The organism is Planococcus halotolerans, from assembly GCF_003289955.1.
Classification (GTDB): Bacteria; Bacillota; Bacilli; order Bacillales_A; family Planococcaceae; genus Planococcus; species Planococcus halotolerans.
In genome coordinates, this window is sequence record NZ_QLZR01000002.1 from 110,473 (window position 1) to 128,130 (window position 17,658).

Consider the following 17,658-nt stretch of genomic DNA (forward strand, 5'->3'; position numbering starts at 1 on the left):
ACCTACTTTTTCCAAGTATTGGCCAAGTCCATGAACAGTTCCCGTTCACTTTCATCTTCCAGCTTTTGTGCAATGGCATAATTGACGGCACGGATCGGATCCATATGTTCAGCCAGCGCGGTCGCATCCAGTAAACTGCGGATTGACGCTGCTTCTTCTGACAGCAACCCATTTTCGACCTGCTTCATCAGATCCTCAGCCAAATTCAGCATGAATCCCTTTAATTTTGGTTCAGCCTGTGGAAATTCACGGTCCCATAATTCAGAAAGCTGCTGACCGGTAAGATAAGGGATCGGGTAAGCAATAAAGCGGTTTTTCAACGCTTCGTTCATGGGCGCCGTACCGATATAGCCTTCATTGATTGCCGCAATTACACCGAAGTCGGGATGGGCTTCAATCACTTCTCCCGTAAACGGATTCGTCATCATGCGGCGATGGTCAAGCGCTGAATGCAGGATCGGTAAAGTCTCCGCTTTCGCCATATTGATTTCATCGATATAAAGCAAATGCCCTTTTTTCATGGCTGTCACTACAGGACCTTCGATAAATTCGATTTGGCTTTGGCCATCGCGCTGCACCAAGGTCTTAAAACCAAGCAGCGCCTCAGCGTCAAGGTCCACGGAACTGTTGATGCTTTGCATCGGCTGACCAAAAACAGCTGAAATCGATTCAGCCATCCGAGTCTTCCCCGCTCCTGTCGGCCCTTTTAACAGAACAGGCTTGCGCAGGACGACTGCTGCCATAACATCTTCCCAAAGATTGGCGTCTGGCGAAATATAGCCTCCTGTGCCGATTAATTTCTCGTAGCCTTCATGTTTTCTGTTTTTCCGTTCGCTTATTTCCTTCTCGATAAAATCCATAAAACAACCCTCTCTCCATAGAAAAAACCGATGTGCATGCATCGGCTCTTGTCATTTTTCAAAGTTTATTCGAAATAAGTTTTATAGAACCCGCCAATTTTACCTGTATTGTCCACAACAAAGATAAATTCATCGGTTTCGTTTTTCACTTCATATGTTTTACCGGCAGTCAGTACGTTCGATACCAGGAATTTCGCCGCGTCTGTATGCGTGCAAGTTACCGTACGGATCGTTTCTTTTGTTAGCCATTCGTTATGAATCACAGTCCTCATCCTTTTCTGTATGTCTATGTATTCTAGTATAAGGAAAACAGCAGCTATTTTCAAATAAGCATTGCTTCAAAGCATTACTTCCGCATTTTTCTCTCTTTGTATATATACCTTCCCAGCAGCAACGCAAGAATCGCCACCGACAGCAATGTTAAAAATCCCTGCAAGTGATTCAGTATTGAATTATAGGCATAAGGGAAAGTACGTCCCAGATTAAAATAGACCATCATCCACACAAAGCCTGCCGTATAGGCATAAAGCATGTATTTAACAAATGGATACTTATTGGCGCCTACAACATACGGCATCGCCCAGCGGATGCCTGGCAGGAAAAAACTGAAGGAAATAGCGATTTCACCGTGTTTTTGCAAGAAGCCGGAAAAATTGTCAATCGGCTTTTTCAGCCATGTCCTGCTCAAACGGTCCAGCAGCTTTTGGCCAAAAAAACGTCCGATAAGATAGGCAAATGTATTGCTGGTGATCAAGCCAAGGTACGCTGAAATGAAAGCGTAAATAGGCTTGAAATAACTGATTTCGGTCAGGACACCGGAAAAAGCGGCGGCGACTTCGTTAGGAATCGGCATGCCGAATAATAACAGCCAATTGAAGATGAACATGCTGATATAGCCGTATTCTTTCACAATCTCCATAAAAAATGACAAATCCATCCCATTCGACCGCCTTTTGGCTCTTCTTACCTAATCATGACAAAAAAATGGAACCTCTGCAACGCAGAACTACCAGAAGCTAAAATTTATCAAAGCTCGGACAGGAAATTGTTAATGTGTAAGTTACAGTGAGTTTATCGAACAAATACTAATAAAGAACTACCATGAATTTCAGCGGAATATCGACTACCTAGTTTATCTTAATTATCAATATAAAAAACCGCCCACCAGCATCAAGCCGGTGGGCGGTTGAATTGATTTTATTAGCCTTGAAGCAATAGATCTTCCGGATTTTCGATCAAGTCTTTGACCATTTTCAGGAATCCTACAGAATCGCTTCCGTCGATTACACGGTGGTCATAAGAAAGCGCCACGTACATCATCGGACGAATTTCGATATTGTCTCCAACGGCAATCGGACGTTTTTGGATTGTGTGCATTCCAAGAATACCGACTTGAGTACCGTTAAGGATTGGTGTCGACATCAATGAGCCGAAGACGCCACCGTTAGTGATAGTGAATGAACCGCCTGTCATATCAGCGATTGAGAGTTTCTTATCGCGTGCTTTTGTTGCAAGCTCGCCGATTGAAGCTTCGATTTCCGCGAAGTTCTTCTTGTCAGTATCGCGGACGATAGGAACGACAAGTCCTTCTTCTGTAGAAACGGCAATCCCGACATCATAGAATTGTTTCAGCAATACATCAGTGCCATCAAGTTCAGCATTCACGTAAGGATATTTTTTCAATGCAGCAGTTACTGCTTTCGTGAAGAATGACATAAAGCCAAGTTTCACATCATTGTTTTTAAGGAAATCATCTTTTTTACGGCTGCGAAGAGCCATAACGTTTGTCATATCGATTTCGTTGAAAGTAGTCAGCATCGCTGTAGACTGCTTAACTTCAAGCAAACGTTTAGCGATTGTCTGACGGCGTCTCGACATTTTTTCACGGACAATACGGCCGCTTTCTTCGTCAGATGATGCACCAGATGCAGCAGCTTTTGGCGCTTCCGCTTTAGCCGGTGCGCTGGCAGCCGGTTTAGATGAATGGGCTTCAACGTCCTGAACACGTACACGGCCCATTGGGTCTACTGGTGAAATCGCTGCAAGGTCGATGCCTTTTTCGCGTGCCAGTTTGCGCGCGGCAGGGCTGGCGATTGTGCGGTCAGAAGAAGATTGCTCTTCAGCAGCCGGTGCTTCTTCAACAGCTTCCTGTGTTGCCGGAGCAGATGTTTCAGCTGGTACGCCAGTCGATTTGGTTTCTTCCTCTTTTTGTTCAGCTGGCTCAGATGCTGCAGCTTCGCCGGAACCTTCTCCGACAATTGCAATTACCTGGCCGACTTCAACTGTGTCGCCTTCAGCAGCCATAAGCTCCTGGACAACTCCAGCTTCTTCGGAAATAACTTCAACGTTTACTTTATCTGTTTCAAGCTCAACGATGAATTCACCTTTTTCAACTGTATCGCCTGGCTGTTTCAGCCATTGTGCGATCGTTCCTTCTGTAATCGATTCTGCTAATTCTGGTACTTTGATTTCTGCCACAAAAAATTCCTCCTTAGATTATGCTCAAGATTTAGCTAATGCTTCATCAATGATGCGTGCCTGTTCCACTTTATGCATTTCCCCGTCGCCTTCAGCCGGGCTCGAACGGACAACGCGGCCATAATAATTTATATCAATGCCATCTGCAATTTCACGAAGATTCGGTTCTGCAAATGACCATGATCCCATATTTTTCGGTTCTTCCTGTACCCATGCGAGTTCTTTAAGTTTCGGATAGCGCTTAATGATCGCCTGAATTTTTTCGGAAGGGAAAGGATACAGCTGTTCGACACGGACAATATGCGTATCCGGATATTCAGAGCCGTCTTTTACGCGGTCTGCAAGGTCGATTGCCATCTTGCCGCTGGCGAATAGAAGGCGTTCCACTTTTTTCGTGTTCTGCCCCATGCCTGGCTGCTCGATGATAGTCTGGAAGTTTCCTTCTGTCAGATCTTCAACATCTGCACCTACCAAAGGATGGCGCAATAGGGATTTAGGTGTAACGATGATCAGCGGGCGGATCGACTCTTCACCAAGCATCTTCGCTTGTCTGCGAAGAATATGGAAGTAGTTAGCCGCACTTGAAAGATTTGCTACTGTCCAGTTGTTTTCTCCGGCATTTTGCAGGTAGCGCTCCAAACGCGCACTCGAATGCTCAGGTCCCTGTCCTTCATAAGCATGCGGAAGCAGCATTACCAATCCGGATTTCTGGCCCCATTTGGCGCGGGCTGCAGAAATGAACTGATCGAACATCATCTGTGCCATGTTGGCGAAATCGCCGTATTGGGCTTCCCAGATAACCAGTGCTTTATCGTTTTCAACATTATAGCCATATTCAAAGCCGACAACGGATGCTTCGCTCAATGGGCTGTTGTATACAACGAAAGATGCTTTTGCATCAGAAATATGATGAAGCGGCACAAGTTCGTTGCCATTCTTTTCATCATGCAGTACCAGATGGCGGTGAGCAAATGTTCCGCGCTGCGCATCCTGGCCTGACAGGCGAATCGGATTGCCTTCCTGAAGAATCGAACCGAATGCCAATGTCTCGGCATGTGCCCAGTCGATTTTGCCTTTGCCGTTGAATGGATCTTCGCGGCGTTTCAGGATTCGGGCAAGTTTGCCGAATGCAGAGAAATCACTTGGCCAGGACAGCAGGTCTTCATTCATTTTCGTTAGAACATCTTTATCGACACCTGTTGGAACTTCAGGGAATCCTTGCATAACGGCTTCAGGTATTACTACCTCATGCGCATCATCCGATTTGTTTTCTTTAACATGATCGTATGCTTTTTGCATTTCAGAAAGAATATCGCTGTCGAGTTTTTTCACATCGTCTTCTGAAAGCACCTTGCCGGAAGCCAATTTTTCACCATAGATTTCGCGTACTGTGCCATGTTCATGAATGCCGTGATACATCGTAGGGTTTGTAACGAGCGGCTCATCCATTTCGTTATGGCCATAACGGCGGTAGCCGATCAGGTCGATCAGAATGTCCTTGCCGAATTTTTGGCGATATTCAAATGCCAAACGTGCTACAGCAATTACTTCTTCCGGTTCATCCGCATTGACGTGGATGACAGGTACTTCGTAGCCTTTTGCAGGGTCGGAAGAATAATGAGTCGATCTTGAATCATATTGCTCAGTTGTAAAGCCGATCAGGTTATTTGCGATGATGTGGATTGAACCGCCAGTTTGATATCCGCGGATACGGCTGAAGTTCAATGTTTCAGTAACGACTCCCTGTCCTGGGAACGCTGCATCACCGTGCACCATGATGGCATACGCTTTATTGACATCGATTGGCGCCAGTCCGCTCTGCTGAGTGAGTTCCTGTGCAGCACGGGTCTGTCCGGCAACTACCGGGCTCACAATTTCAAGGTGGGATGGGTTATAAGCCAATTTGATATTGGTACCTTTTGGTGATGTATACGCAGCACCCATATGGTACTTAACATCGCCGAACCAGCCTTTTGTGATCTGCAATGAACCGTCTTCAGGCAGGAATGCTTCATCGCTGACATGCGCAAATCCGGCGAACATCATTTCATATGGTTTGTTCAAAATATGTGTAAGCACATTTAAACGACCGCGATGTGCCATCCCGATCATGATATTTTCTGTGCCGGCTGTTTCGGATAGACGGACAAGTTCATCCATCAATACGACCAGTGTATCGACACCTTCAATTGAAAAGCGTTTTTGGCCGACGAACGTGCGGTGAACGAATTTTTCAAAACCTTCAACACGCGTTAAAAGTTCAAGAACTTGTTTTTTCTTATCAGCATCAAGCGACGGTTTAACTTCGCCTGCCTCGATTTTGGATTGCAGCCAGCTGCGCTCCTGCGGCTGAACAATATGAGAAAACTCAAAAGCCACTTTTTCCGTGTAAAGGGATTTCAAATAATTGATAGCTGCCAGTCCGTCTTTAATATCGGCTGGTGCATTTTCCAATAACAATGAAACCGGTACTTCTTTTAAATCCTGTTCCGTCAATCCGTATGTTGAAGGTTCAAGACGCTCTGTATCACGGGGTTGATCTTTTAAAGGATAAATATCCGATGCAAGATGTCCGTGTGCGCGGATTGCTTCAGCCAAATGGATTGCGCCGAGGACTTTGCCGAATTTATCGGATTTCACTTCAGCCGTTGCGGCAGGCTGTTGTTCAGCGCCTGGCTCAACAGGAGGTCCGTATTGCTTGAATAGCTCAGCGAATTCCGGATCGATGGATTCCGGAGATTCCTGATAAATGTCATACATTTCCATAACATACCCAAGGTTTGGACCTGTAATGGAACTCCATGGGGATTTCGAATCTGAATAATTGCTAGACATAAAAAAACCTCCAACTATTTTGCCTTAAAGGCAGTCCTATAAATAAATATGTCTTCCATATTTTATCACGCAAACCGCTATACACAAAGCAGAAGGCGTTTAACCCATTGAAGAACAATTTTCCATATCAATCTTACTACTTCCGTTGGAAAAAACAATGCTTTTGAGTGAAATTATTCACATAGGCAAATGTTAAGCGCTTTCATTGAGAATATTGTAAGAGAAATGGAAATTAATGTGTGCTGTCTTCTTCGTTACGGTAAAAACGGACTTGGTTTCTTCCGGCTTTTTTTGATTCATAGAGTGCCGAATCTGCCATTTTCACAAGATCCTCGAAATTATTTGCATCCTTGGGATAGAAAGCTATGCCGACAGAAGCAGTCGGTGAAAAGTAGTGGCCCTCTATCGTCCATCCTACTGCCAGCTTTTCATGGATTCTGTTAATCAAGTTCTTAATCTGCATTCCCGATTTTTTAGGATTTATGCCTGCCGCAGCGATAACGAACTCATCGCCTCCAATTCTGGCGGCCATATCTCCTGATCTGATGCTTTTTGTCAAAGCCTGTCCGAAACAAGCTATAAATTCATCTCCAATATTATGGCCGAAGTTATCGTTGATTGATTTAAAGTCGTCGCCATCAATATAAAGCAAAGCGATCAAGCTGTCCTGTTCATCAGCATCTCTCTCAAGCAGCTCGAATTCCTGCATCATCAACCGCCTGTTCGGTAATTGTGTCAGGCTGTCATGATAAGCCATGAAATGCAGTTTCTCTTCGAGTTGCTTCCGGTCGGTAATGTCGAACATGATTGCCAGAACCTGATAAATGATGCCTTCTTCGTTTTTCAGCGGGATGATTGTCGTATCTACCCAAAAGAAATCTCCGTTCTTCTTCAGGCTTTTCATTTCCCCGCGCCAGATTGTTCCCCTGAAAATGATATCCCGAATACTGTCATAAAAAGCATCCGGTATAACCGCTCTGCCAATCACTGATATTTGCATCCCCAAAAGTTCATCTTTTTCATAACCTGTGGTTCCTTTGAAATTATCATTTGCAAAAAGAATTGTACCTGCCGGTTCCCATATCGTCACCATGGCGGCATAATTCAATGCATCTTTATAACTGTCGAGCACATTTTCGGTTTTCTTCAACTCTTCCTTCAACTGGACTTCATCCGTCAGTTCACGGAAAACGATTTGGTAAGCCCGTATGTCTTCCCCTATTTTGACAGGAGAAAAGCTGACCGAAAATTTTCCGTTTTCACTTTCACTCGTTTTGGGGCTTGTTATGAATGAAGAGCTCCCTTTACCGAATTCTTCTTTGCCCAGTACAGAAATGACTTTGTTTAAAAACTTTTCACTGTTTGACGGAAGTGCCATGAAAGACTTCCCGATCCATTGTTGTTTCAGCACACCGAATACACTCTCGTAAGCTGGATTCATACCGATAACCATAAAATCGGAAGAAATCATGATCATCGGATCCACTGAATTCTGCACAAGCGATTGGTAGAAAAGATAATCTTCTTCCACTTTTTTCTGTTTACTTACATTTCTCGAAATAGCCAATAAATACAATTGTCCCTCAAAGGAAATCTTGGTGACTTCTGTTTCATTGGCCGCTTTTTTTTTGCTGAAAAGATTATAATCCCGGTAGCGATGTACACCGTCAATGGATTCTGCGATACGGTACTGCTTTTTAATTTCTTCTGCAACTGAAGCAGGCATGCTGTCATCAACGGTGGTTCCGACCAGCTCCTGTTCGAATGTGCTGTTGCAGCGGTCATTAACATACTCATATACATAATCATCTTCTGCTTTGCGCATGAAAAAAATCAGGTCTTCGGCGTTTCCATATAATAGATCTAATTGTTCCTTCGTAAAAGGGCTGCGCATTAAATCACTCTTTTCTTTTGGCAAATTGCTCAACAACTACAGAAATCTCCTCAATGAATTTCTCATATTGCCGTTGTTCATCCAGGATTTCGAAAGCTGTAAATTCACTGTCCACTTGTTCTTCTTCCCATTGGAATTCGTGTACAGAAAGCCTGGTCGCATTCCCGGTCAGCAACAATTCAAAAGTATCCCCGCTTTTATTGACGGTGCATTTCACCATTCCTCCCGGATTATAGACAGCCACTTCGCCAAAAGGCACCATATCCGACATGCAGCTGATGAGGGCTGAAGCAGTCATAGCGGTTCCACAGGCATTGGTGAAGCCGACGCCGCGTTCATAAGTGCGAACAAAAATGCCTTGCCCGACCTTAGTCACATAGCTGACATTCACGCCGTCTGAGAAATAATTATTCTGCCCATTGAATTTTTCAGCCCATTTCTTCTGATGTTCGGGAGACTTTTGAATTTCTTCCGGAACAATGCCAATTAAATGAGGATTAGGCACCGCAACTGCAGAAAACATGATTTCTTCGGATATTTCAGGAATCGCCTGCTGTATCAATGTTGTTTGATTGTCATATTCCATCGGCAAATCCTTCAACTGAAATGAAACCGGCGAAATTTGAACGGAGTAAGTTTCGATTCCGTCCATTAATGTTTCTTCTCGTCTGACTGCCAAATCGGCTTTCATCGTTTCGATAACCGCTTCGTCCACACCTTCTTTTTCACAAACATAGCGCGCTACACAACGGAGGCCGTTGCCGCACATCGATGCTTCTGACCCGTCACGGTTGAACACCCGCATTTTGGCATGGGCGGAATTGGAGGGAAGAATCACCAAAAGACCATCAACTCCCTGATCCTTCGCACAAAGCTGAAGGGCAAGGTTGGCATAATCGTCTCTTTCTTCCCCATCCACCATGTAAAATGTATTCATCGATCCATGGACTTTTTCCAAAGTTATTTTCATATCACTCACTCCATTATCAGCGTTTCTTTGTGTGCGCTACGACTAGTTTTGCCATTTCATAGGCAGTTTTGGGAGGCTCTGCATCTGTCATTTTTTCGATTAGCAATTCTTCATCAGCCTTCAGTTGTTCCAAAGCTTTCAAAAATCGTTCAGGGGTAGCTTCTTCTTCTTCAAGCACAAGAGCAAAGCCGTTTTTCCGGAACAATTCTGCATTTAGGATCTGGTCTCCCCTGCTTTTTTGTCTGGATAATGGAATCAGCAGCATCGGCTTTTTCAAAGCCAAAAATTCAAATATCGAATTGGATCCTGCGCGTGAAACCACAAAATCAGTCATATGAAGAAGATGGGACAATTCATGGGTGACATATTCAAATTGGCAGTATTGATCCATGCCTTCCAATTTTTCATCGATATTGCCTTTTCCGCAAAGATGGATGACGTTGAAGGTTTCCAGTATAACTTGCAGATTTGACCGGATGGCCGTATTGATCACTTCGGACCCCTGGCTTCCTCCCATTATCATCAGCACCGGGAGATCATTATCGAAATGACAGATTTCCCGACCTTTCGCAGCAGATCCATCCATTAATTCACTGCGGATGACTGAACCTGTACAAGTGGATTTCTCTTTTGGCACATGCTGCATCGTCTCTTTAAAAACAGTGAAGATGTGATCCGCAAAAGGCATAGCAATCTTGTTGGCAAGACCGGGTGTTACATCCGATTCATGGATAATGACTGGAATACCCATCAGTTTTCCTGCCATAGCCACCGGAACCGAGACAAAACCGCCCTTTGAAAATATGGCAGCGGGTTTCGTCTTCCGTATTATGTTCATCGATTGCCCAAGACCGGCAACCACCTTGAACGGATCTGTAAAATTCTTCATTGAGAAATATCTTCTTAATTTACCGCTTGAGATAGCGTGGTATTTTATGTCGGGAAAGGAGTCGACTATCAATTCTTTTTCAATCCCGTCTTTTGAACCGATGTATTCGACATCATAGTCCATGCCGGTAATTTCAGGTATTAAGGCCTGATTGAGTGAAACATGGCCGGCAGTTCCACCGCCAGTCAGTATAATCGTGCGTTTATGCATGCTAAAATCCTACTTTCATCTTTTGATTTGTCCTAAATTGAAGTTGAAGACCAAAATTATCTTATATATACCGCTTCGTCGCTTTGGACAGTGCAAAGATTATGCTCCTGCGCACAGCTCGTCGCAAAGGAAGCGCTAAAGCGTTCCTTGCCTCCCGTAATAAGCCGAGAAGACCACTCGTCTTATTACTCCGGTCGGCATTCGCCTGCTCCTGAGCCGCGCCGGCGCTGGAGATCTCTCTAGAGATATGAAGCAAAACAGCGAAGACGCCTTGGGGAGCAGGCGAATGCCGACGAAGTGCAAGATCCACTCGGGCGAAGTTCAACGAGAACGAGTTAGCTTAGCGCGAGCCAAGAGTTGGCCGCAGCCTGCAAGGCCGGCTCTTTGCGACGAAGCTAGCGCAGCGATGCAGGAGCACGGGTTTTGGCAAGCGAGCTGTTTTGCGGAATATCGGTTACTAAGAGTCTTAGGTTAACTTATAGAGACACTTTAATTAGAATTTATAAGAAACGGTTCTATGCTATACTTGTCTTAATTTGCCCTAAGGCTATTGTATTTCAGGAGGATGGACGATGTACGAAACAAAGACCAAAGCTGAGAAATTAAAATTATTGGTGAAAATTGTATTTCCAATATTAGTTACACAAGTTGCTATGTATCTTGTTACTTTTTTTGATATCTATATGACCGCCCGGTATGGCACGGATGACCTGGCCGGAGTTTCAATCGGATCATCATTCTGGGTTCCGGTGTATATCGGACTTGCCGGAATTTTAATGTCCATTACTCCAATTGTAGCACAATTGATGGGGGCCAAGAAAAAAGAAAGTGTTAAAGAAGCCGTACAGCAAGGGATTTATCTTGCGATTCTGCTGGCAACAATTGTCTTTCTGTTCTTTTTCATTTTTATCGATACCTTACTCGGCTTCATGGAACTGGAGCCGGCCGTCGCAGATGTTGCCAGCAGATACATATTTGCCATGAGCCTCGGGCTTATACCGCTGTTTGTCTATAATGCTCTACGTTCCTATATTGATGCTTTGGGTGCTACACGAGTAACGATGGTTATTACGTTGTTATCCGCACCAATCAATGTATTTTTCAATTATCTATTCATCTTCGGCAATTTTGGCTTCCCCGAACTTGGTGGTGCAGGAGCAGGACTTGCATCGGCTATTACTTACTGGCTGGTGCTGTTGATTGCCTCAGTGATCATCCATACACAAAACCCTTTTTCAAGCTACCAAATATTCCGGAAGTGGGAAAGAGTTTCTATTACACGCTGGAAGGAAATTAGCCGTATCGGTGTACCAATCGGAATTTCGATTTTTGCTGAGACAAGTATTTTCTCCGCAGTTACTTTCATGCTAGCTGTTTATGGGACCATTACAATTGCCGCCCATCAGATTGCTTTAAACTTTACGTCACTGCTCTATATGCTGCCACTCAGTATTTCCATGGGTGCCACAATTCTTGTAGGCTATGAAGTTGGAGCGGCACGTTATAAGGATGCGCGCCAATACAGCTGGCTGAGCGTAGGAACAGCCATAGTAATCAGCTTTGTATCAGCCGCCATTTTATACTTCCTGCGCGAACCGATAGCTGAATTGTATTCATCTGACCCTGCTGTTATCGAACTGGCTGTGCAATTTTTAGTATTTGCTGCATTGTTCCAGCTATCAGATGCTATCCAGGCGCCTGTACAAGGTGCACTTCGGGGTTATAAGGACGTTAACATCACTTTCATCATGGCTTTGATCTCATACTGGGTAATCGGCCTGCCTGTCGGTTACCTATTGGCACGGTTCACGGATTTCGGCGCTTTCGGCTACTGGATCGGATTGATAGCAGGGCTGACTGCAGGAGCTGTCACTCTGTCCTTAAGATTATTGCTTATACAAAAGAAATTCAGCAAGAATCAGCCAAATTAAACAGGCAAGGATTTTGAATTACCGGTTAAGACAAAAAATAACCGCCAGCAGATGCCGGCGGTCCTGTTAGCAGCTCAGTCCAACTGGGCTGCTATTTTTTTATATTCATTGATCAGCTGCTGCTTCTCCTGTTGCTCCAGCGGTGTGTCATTGATCCGCTCAATCGCAAGTTCAAGCTTCTGCTGCTTTGTTTTACGGACCCGCGGGTGAGTCAGTTCATCCTTTAATTCTATGACAATGTAGCGCTTCATATCCTCTTCCGATTCTATGTTTGCTGTCGCCTGGCGCTGCGGCCATACTTTACGGAAAGCTTCCAAATTACTCATGGCAATTCAACTCCGTCGATGCCTTCTCCTATCACGACTATCTGCGGCTGCATTTTCATATACTCCGGGAGCCACTGAGCCATACCGTATGCATATTGAAAAGCATGCGGGTACTTATCACCATCCAGTGGTACATATCCTTTTATCCGGTAGACCGTTTCGGGCAAAGTTCTTAGCCAGTCTTCAAATCTCTCCCTGTTAACAGGCTGTTCAAACCGAAGGACTTTTGTGTTTAAATTCAATTTGCCAATCTCAGCTTTTTCCACAGTCCCTTTTGTACCGGCTGACAGGTTCTGCAAAAGTTTATATGGTATTTTCGAATTGGCTGTTTGAACAATCTGAGCTTTTGAGTTCAGTGACTGCATGCCAAAAACCGCATCCCCCTGCTCCTTCTCATCCAGCAAATCCATCTTATTGGCCAATATCAAATCAGCATGCCGGATCTGTTCAAGGAATAAGGAACGGATTTGAGGCGACATACGGTCTCTGTCCAACCACCGCTTGCTGTCAGCCACCGTCACTATCCCTCTGAAATTCAATTTCTCAGCGAAAAGCGGAGAAAAAATTGCGTCGAGTGCTTCCACCGGATGTGCAGCACCCGTAGTTTCGATCAGCAGGACATCAAATGTTTCTTCTGCAAGCAAAGTCTGAATCTGTGCTTCGGACTTTTCTGAACCTGTACAGCAAATACAGCCGTCCAGTAATTCCTTCAAAGGCACACCATCTTCCACTTCATCAGAATCGATAGCAAGTTCCCCCAGCTCATTCATAAAGACAGCCGGCTTCAAACCAGCCTCTTTTATCTGGATCAGCATATTCTTCAGGAGCGTCGTTTTGCCGCTCCCTAAAAATCCGCTGAATAAATAAACATCAATCATGTTAGCCCTCCTCTATATGCTTAAATTCTATCATATAACACAAAAACAAAAGGCCCGCTTCCGCGGACCTTTGCAATTTACTCTGCAGATTCTTCCTCGGCCTCTTCCGCTTCTTCATCCGTTTCCGGAGCTGAAGCTTCAATGCCGGCTTCTTCCATCACTAATTTCTTAGCTTCAAGAAGCATAGGATCCTCTTCTTCAATTTTTGCACGCAGTTCATCCATTAAGGCGTAAATGCTGTCGCCTGTCAGAATGCCAGTCACTTCGAGTTCCTGGTCTTCCTGGAACGCCTCAACTGCCTGCGTCATTTCTTCTTCAAATACACCATCTACTTCGCCTACTTCATACTCAAGGGCCTCCAGCATTTTTTCAGCTGTACGGACCTGTTCTGAAATGGTGCCGTCCTTCAGTTCAAGGGAAGCATCGATAAATGGCAGAGAAGCGTATTCAGGATATTCAACTGCCACATCCGGTTCGATTCCTTTTTCGTGAATCCAGTTACCGTCCGGCGTCAGCCATTTGGCAGTTGTAAATTTAAGGTTTGAGCCATCGGCAAGATCATTTGCCGTCTGAACCGTACCTTTGCCAAACGTTTTTTCGCCAACAAGCTGGATACCCGCAGATTCACTCATAGCACCTGCAAGAATCTCAGAAGCAGAAGCACTTCCACCGTCAATCAATAGAGTCACTGGTATGTCGACTTTATCGGCGTCGCTGGCCAGATAAATTTCTGGCTCCTGTCCTTTTGCCTGGACTTCGAACATTTCTGCCCCTTCTTCGATAAAGAGGTTTGAAATATCGAGAGCAGATTGCAACAGGCCGCCAGGATTCTGGCGAACATCGATTACCATCGCTTCCATGCCCTCTTCTTTCATATCAGCAATGGCTGTTTCCAGTTCACTGAAAGTCTCCTGAGAAAAGCTCGTGATTTGAATATGTGCGACATTGTCTCCAATCATTTCGGAATAAACAGTCTCAATCGGAATTTCATCACGGACAATTGTTACTTCGATCGGGTCCTGCATGTCGCCGCGCATTATCGTCAAAGTGACTTCCGTCCCTTTTTCGCCACGGATCAGCATAACGGCTTCTGTTGTACTGAATCCCTGAATGTTTTCACCGTCGACTGCGATTACCTGGTCATTGGGCTGGATGCCCGCTTTTTCAGCAGGAGAGTTCTTTATCGGCGATACGATTGTAATGTAGCCGTTTCGTTCCTGGACTTCTGCTCCGATTCCTTCAAAGCTTGAAGAAATCCCTTCCAGGAATTGCGAAGCTTCTTCTTCGTTCATGTAATCGGAATATGGATCTCCCAATGAATCGACCATGCCATTAATGGCACCGTTGATCAATTCTTCCCGGTCGACATCTTCAAAATAATTGTTTTGTATCTCATCATAGGCAGTGTAAAGTTTCTGGAACTCCCGCCGTTCAGGAGAATTCACTTCCACCGCTTTCTCATCGCCGAAGGTCAGCGCAAAAACTGTCAATCCTGCAGTAGCCAGTATGAGTACAACCACCAGCATGATGAAGGAGAAAGTTTTCAGGCGTATATAATGGCCACGCGACTCCTCTGCAGGAGGCAATTGCTCATTTCCCTCTTCTGGACGTCTTTCATCCATCTATTTCACCACTTTCATATTTTCCGGCAGCCAGCAACGCTTCGGCCAGACTTCAATATTCGAAAAAAAGACTGTTTTGAACAGTCTCTTTTTTTATTGCAAAGATATAGGTTATTCCTGGATTGCCGCTTCTAGTGCAACGATGATCATATCGTTGAAAGTCGTTTGGCGTTCTTCAGCAGTAGTCACTTCACCAGTCAATAGATGGTCGCTTACTGTAAGGATCGACAATGCCTGTGCACCGAATTTGGCAGCCAGTGTATAAAGAGCCGAAGATTCCATTTCAAGAGCAAGCACACCGTATTGCGCCCATTTTTCATGCTCGGCGTGGTCGTTATAGAACACGTCTTCTGTGAATACGTTACCAACGCGCAGGTTCAAGCCTTTTTCAATGCCTGCGTTATAAGCGTTAAGCAATAAACCGAAATGAGCAGTCGGAGCGTAAGACACATTACCAAAAATGATTGAATTCATATTTGAATCTGTAGAAGCGCTCTGCGCCAAAATTACGTCGCGGACTTTAACATCCTTGTGGATCGAACCGCAAGTGCCGACACGGATCAGTTTCTTGACATCGTACTCGTTCATCAATTCTGTTGTGTAGATAGAAATTGAAGGAACGCCCATTCCTGTACCTTGCACAGAAATGCGTTTGCCTTTATAAGTACCGGTATAGCCAAACATGTTTCTAACTTCGTTGTACAAAGTTACATCTTCCAAAAACGTTTCAGCGATATATTTCGCGCGAAGCGGATCTCCCGGAAGAAGAATCGTATCGGCGATATCGCCTTTTTTAGCATTAATATGAACACTCATTATAAAACCTCACTTTATTTTAGTCGTACTAATCATACTGTTTTTTGCCATCAAGTGCAACGAAGAGCATTAATGACTGGTATATTCATCCCATAGTTCATCGAAAACAGAAGCTTTCATAATGGGGTGTGCACGTTCTTCGAGGTATCTTGAAATCTTTTCGAAGTCATTGGTTGTTTTGGGAAATGAATGATCCAAAAACATTGCATCTGCAAACCGAGAAAAATCATCGGCCTCTGTTTTCCCCCGATAAGATAAGGCAAAATGATAAAACGACCGCTCCATTTTTATATACCCACTCCTTATTTCAAAATTAAAGCCCCGGACAACCGGCCCGGGGCTAACTAATTCTTCATCAGCTATTCAAAATGATAATGGAATTCCTTAAAAAGTAAAAGTTATTCCTGTTCAAACAGCGCCTTATATTCAGAATACCCTTCTTTTTCAAGGTCTTCTTTGGGTACAAACCGGAGTGCTGCTGAATTGATGCAGTAACGCAATCCTCCAAGTTCAGACGGTCCATCCGGGAACAAATGGCCCAAATGGGAATCTGCAGATGCAGAACGCACTTCTGTACGGCGCATTCCGTGGCTTGTATCAAAGCTCTCTTTCACTTCCTCACCTTGGATCGGTTTAGAGAAACTCGGCCAACCGCAATGCGCATCAAATTTATCTTTCGAGCTGAATAATGGCTTGCCGGATACGATATCCACGTAAATGCCATCTTCAAAATGCTGGTCGTATTCCCCCTGGAACGGAGGTTCTGTCCCGTTTTCCTGAGTTACGTGATATTGCATCGGTGATAACTTCTGCTTAAGTTCTTCCTTCATTATTGCTCACCCCAATTTCTTTGAATAAAAGCGGCTCTGCCGGATCCGACAGAATAGCGCTCATAATGTGCCGGATTCTTCTTATAATAATCCTGATGGTACATTTCAGCCAAATAAAACGGCTTGGCTTCCAGAATCGGAGTAACAATCGGTTTATCGAATTTGCCGGATGCCTCCAGCTCTTCTTTGGACTTTTCAGCCGCAATCCGCTGTTCTTCTGTATGATAAAAAATTGCCGGTGCATAAGAGGAACCTCGATCAAAGAATTGCCCACCACCATCGGTAGGATCAATTTGAGACCAAAAAACATCCAGTAATTTTTCATATGGATAGATTTCAGGTTGGAATACAATTTCAACGGCTTCTTTATGGCCTGTCAGATTCGTGCACACTTGTTCGTATGTGGGATTTTCCAAATCTCCGCCAGTATAGCCGCTGACAACCGATTCAATTCCGGGCAGGCTGTCGAATGGTTTGACCATACACCAGAAACAACCTCCTGCAAATGTCGCTTTTTCGGTCTTCATATTCCTGCACCTCTTCCTATTGGGTTATGGTAACACGCAATCTGATGTCATCTTCTTCCAGATTGAAGGACTCTGCCCTTACACTGATTCCGTCATCCAAGGGAATATCAGTCAATCTGAGAAGGATTTCTTCTGATCCGGGATCCACTTCCATGAATTCCGGTAAGGTCACGGAATCACGCAGCAGCTTTAACGCCGATTCAGGCGGAATATTAAGCATCCCAACATTAACCGATTTCTGCTCAAGCAAAAGATTTCCATCATCCTGCACATATGGTTCAAACTTGAGCAAAATTGGCAGCGTCATGGAAAACACCTGTAATTCCGTTGACAGCGACACGTCATCATTTACAGCTAGAGTCAAGGGAATTGGCTGGTCTTTCATCGCGTCCTGTATATAGGTATTCGCAATCCCTTCGAAATCCGCTTTAGATGTTCTTACCGTTAAAGTATTGCCTTCCGCAAAGGCCCTTTTTTCAGCTTCATAACTTATATAATCCTTAGCGGGAATCGTTATATAAAATACGAAAGCGATTAGAGCCAATATGTTAACGGCCAGTAAAACAATAAATGCTGTACGCCAAATTTTCAA

At 44.5% G+C, this 17,658-nt stretch carries 17 protein-coding genes; 1 reads left to right on the forward strand and 16 read right to left on the reverse strand.

The genetic code is table 11. The annotated features are described in order from the left end of the window. Positions 1 to 2: 2 nt before the first annotated feature. The 8 genes from DP120_RS05210 to DP120_RS05245 form a co-directional block, all read right to left on the reverse strand. A complete protein-coding gene (locus DP120_RS05210; protein ID WP_112222539.1) occupies positions 3 to 860 on the reverse strand; it encodes an ATP-binding protein in 858 nt (285 codons plus the stop codon). A 65-nt stretch (positions 861 to 925) separates the two neighbouring features. After that, a complete protein-coding gene (locus DP120_RS05215; protein ID WP_112222540.1) occupies positions 926 to 1,123 on the reverse strand; it encodes a DUF6501 family protein in 198 nt (65 codons plus the stop codon). Positions 1,124 to 1,206: 83 nt separating this feature from the next. Then, on the reverse strand, positions 1,207 to 1,797 hold the full coding sequence (locus DP120_RS05220) for a DedA family protein (RefSeq protein WP_112222542.1): 591 nt from the start codon (positions 1,795 to 1,797) through the stop codon (positions 1,207 to 1,209). Between the two features lie 263 nt (positions 1,798 to 2,060). Further along, positions 2,061 to 3,338 (reverse strand): 2-oxoglutarate dehydrogenase complex dihydrolipoyllysine-residue succinyltransferase, encoded by a 1,278-nt coding sequence (gene odhB / locus DP120_RS05225; protein WP_112222544.1) that lies wholly within the window; start codon positions 3,336 to 3,338, stop codon positions 2,061 to 2,063. Between the two features lie 24 nt (positions 3,339 to 3,362). Then, a complete protein-coding gene (locus tag DP120_RS05230) occupies positions 3,363 to 6,173 on the reverse strand; it encodes a 2-oxoglutarate dehydrogenase E1 component (RefSeq protein ID WP_112222546.1) in 2,811 nt (936 codons plus the stop codon). A gap of 232 nt (positions 6,174 to 6,405) precedes the next feature. Further along, positions 6,406 to 8,103, reverse strand: a complete 1,698-nt coding sequence (locus tag DP120_RS05235; RefSeq protein ID WP_240611977.1) for a sensor domain-containing diguanylate cyclase — start codon at positions 8,101 to 8,103, stop codon at positions 6,406 to 6,408. After that, positions 8,072 to 9,037, reverse strand: a complete 966-nt coding sequence (dapF, locus tag DP120_RS05240) for a diaminopimelate epimerase (RefSeq protein WP_112222548.1) — start codon at positions 9,035 to 9,037, stop codon at positions 8,072 to 8,074. Before dapF ends, DP120_RS05235 begins: the two co-directional genes overlap by 32 nt. Before the next feature lie 16 nt (positions 9,038 to 9,053). Beyond that, positions 9,054 to 10,136 carry an undecaprenyldiphospho-muramoylpentapeptide beta-N-acetylglucosaminyltransferase gene (locus DP120_RS05245; protein ID WP_112222550.1) on the reverse strand — a complete coding sequence of 361 codons (1,083 nt, stop codon included), beginning with the start codon at positions 10,134 to 10,136 and terminating at the stop codon, positions 9,054 to 9,056. A gap of 572 nt (positions 10,137 to 10,708) precedes the next feature. Here DP120_RS05245 and DP120_RS05255 point away from each other — a divergent pair. Further along, positions 10,709 to 12,067, forward strand: a complete 1,359-nt coding sequence (locus DP120_RS05255; protein ID WP_112222554.1) for an MATE family efflux transporter — start codon at positions 10,709 to 10,711, stop codon at positions 12,065 to 12,067. A gap of 74 nt (positions 12,068 to 12,141) precedes the next feature. Here DP120_RS05255 and DP120_RS05260 read toward each other — a convergent pair whose 3' ends face one another. From DP120_RS05260 to DP120_RS05295, 8 genes are all read right to left on the reverse strand, one after another. Beyond that, positions 12,142 to 12,393: a hypothetical protein gene (locus DP120_RS05260; protein ID WP_112222556.1), complete on the reverse strand. Its 252-nt coding sequence runs from the start codon at positions 12,391 to 12,393 to the stop codon at positions 12,142 to 12,144. Beyond that, the gene (locus tag DP120_RS05265; RefSeq protein ID WP_112222557.1) at positions 12,390 to 13,271 is read right to left on the reverse strand and encodes a CobW family GTP-binding protein; all 882 of its coding nucleotides are present in this window, start codon (positions 13,269 to 13,271) and stop codon (positions 12,390 to 12,392) included. Before DP120_RS05265 ends, DP120_RS05260 begins: the two co-directional genes overlap by 4 nt. A 77-nt stretch (positions 13,272 to 13,348) precedes the next feature. Beyond that, entirely contained in the window at positions 13,349 to 14,893 is a 1,545-nt protein-coding gene (locus DP120_RS05270) for a lmo1851 family serine protease (RefSeq protein WP_112222559.1), read from the reverse strand. 111 nt (positions 14,894 to 15,004) lie between these two features. After that, positions 15,005 to 15,709, reverse strand: coding sequence for a purine-nucleoside phosphorylase (gene deoD / locus DP120_RS05275; RefSeq protein WP_112222561.1), 705 nt, complete (start codon positions 15,707 to 15,709; stop codon positions 15,005 to 15,007). 69 nt (positions 15,710 to 15,778) lie between these two features. Continuing rightward, the gene (locus tag DP120_RS05280; protein WP_112222563.1) at positions 15,779 to 15,994 is read right to left on the reverse strand and encodes a YozE family protein; all 216 of its coding nucleotides are present in this window, start codon (positions 15,992 to 15,994) and stop codon (positions 15,779 to 15,781) included. Positions 15,995 to 16,107: 113 nt separating this feature from the next. Continuing rightward, on the reverse strand, positions 16,108 to 16,539 hold the full coding sequence (gene msrB, locus DP120_RS05285) for a peptide-methionine (R)-S-oxide reductase MsrB (protein WP_112222565.1): 432 nt from the start codon (positions 16,537 to 16,539) through the stop codon (positions 16,108 to 16,110). Further along, complete coding sequence (msrA, locus tag DP120_RS05290) at positions 16,539 to 17,066, reverse strand: peptide-methionine (S)-S-oxide reductase MsrA (protein ID WP_112222567.1); 528 nt, start codon at positions 17,064 to 17,066, stop codon at positions 16,539 to 16,541. The genes msrB and msrA overlap by 1 nt, the downstream gene beginning before the upstream one ends. Positions 17,067 to 17,082: 16 nt before the next feature. Further along, entirely contained in the window at positions 17,083 to 17,658 is a 576-nt protein-coding gene (locus DP120_RS05295) for a YpmS family protein (RefSeq protein WP_112222568.1), read from the reverse strand.

Bases quoted from the DNA above. Each gene is read 5' to 3' on its own strand.
- DP120_RS05270 (WP_112222559.1), bottom strand. From the start codon at position 14,893: ATGGATGAAAGACGTCCAGAAGAGGGAAATGAGCAATTGCCTCCTGCA.
- DP120_RS05260 (WP_112222556.1), bottom strand. From the start codon at position 12,393: ATGAGTAATTTGGAAGCTTTCCGTAAAGTATGGCCGCAGCGCCAGGCG.
- DP120_RS05230 (WP_112222546.1), bottom strand. From the start codon at position 6,173: ATGTCTAGCAATTATTCAGATTCGAAATCCCCATGGAGTTCCATTACA.
- deoD (WP_112222561.1), bottom strand. From the start codon at position 15,709: ATGAGTGTTCATATTAATGCTAAAAAAGGCGATATCGCCGATACGATT.
- dapF (WP_112222548.1), bottom strand. From the start codon at position 9,037: ATGAAAATAACTTTGGAAAAAGTCCATGGATCGATGAATACATTTTAC.
- msrA (WP_112222567.1), bottom strand. From the start codon at position 17,066: ATGAAGACCGAAAAAGCGACATTTGCAGGAGGTTGTTTCTGGTGTATG.
- DP120_RS05255 (WP_112222554.1), top strand. From the start codon at position 10,709: ATGTACGAAACAAAGACCAAAGCTGAGAAATTAAAATTATTGGTGAAA.
- DP120_RS05210 (WP_112222539.1), bottom strand. From the start codon at position 860: ATGGATTTTATCGAGAAGGAAATAAGCGAACGGAAAAACAGAAAACAT.
- DP120_RS05220 (WP_112222542.1), bottom strand. From the start codon at position 1,797: ATGGATTTGTCATTTTTTATGGAGATTGTGAAAGAATACGGCTATATC.
- DP120_RS05265 (WP_112222557.1), bottom strand. From the start codon at position 13,271: ATGATTGATGTTTATTTATTCAGCGGATTTTTAGGGAGCGGCAAAACG.
- DP120_RS05280 (WP_112222563.1), bottom strand. From the start codon at position 15,994: ATGGAGCGGTCGTTTTATCATTTTGCCTTATCTTATCGGGGGAAAACA.
- msrB (WP_112222565.1), bottom strand. From the start codon at position 16,539: ATGAAGGAAGAACTTAAGCAGAAGTTATCACCGATGCAATATCACGTA.
- DP120_RS05245 (WP_112222550.1), bottom strand. From the start codon at position 10,136: ATGCATAAACGCACGATTATACTGACTGGCGGTGGAACTGCCGGCCAT.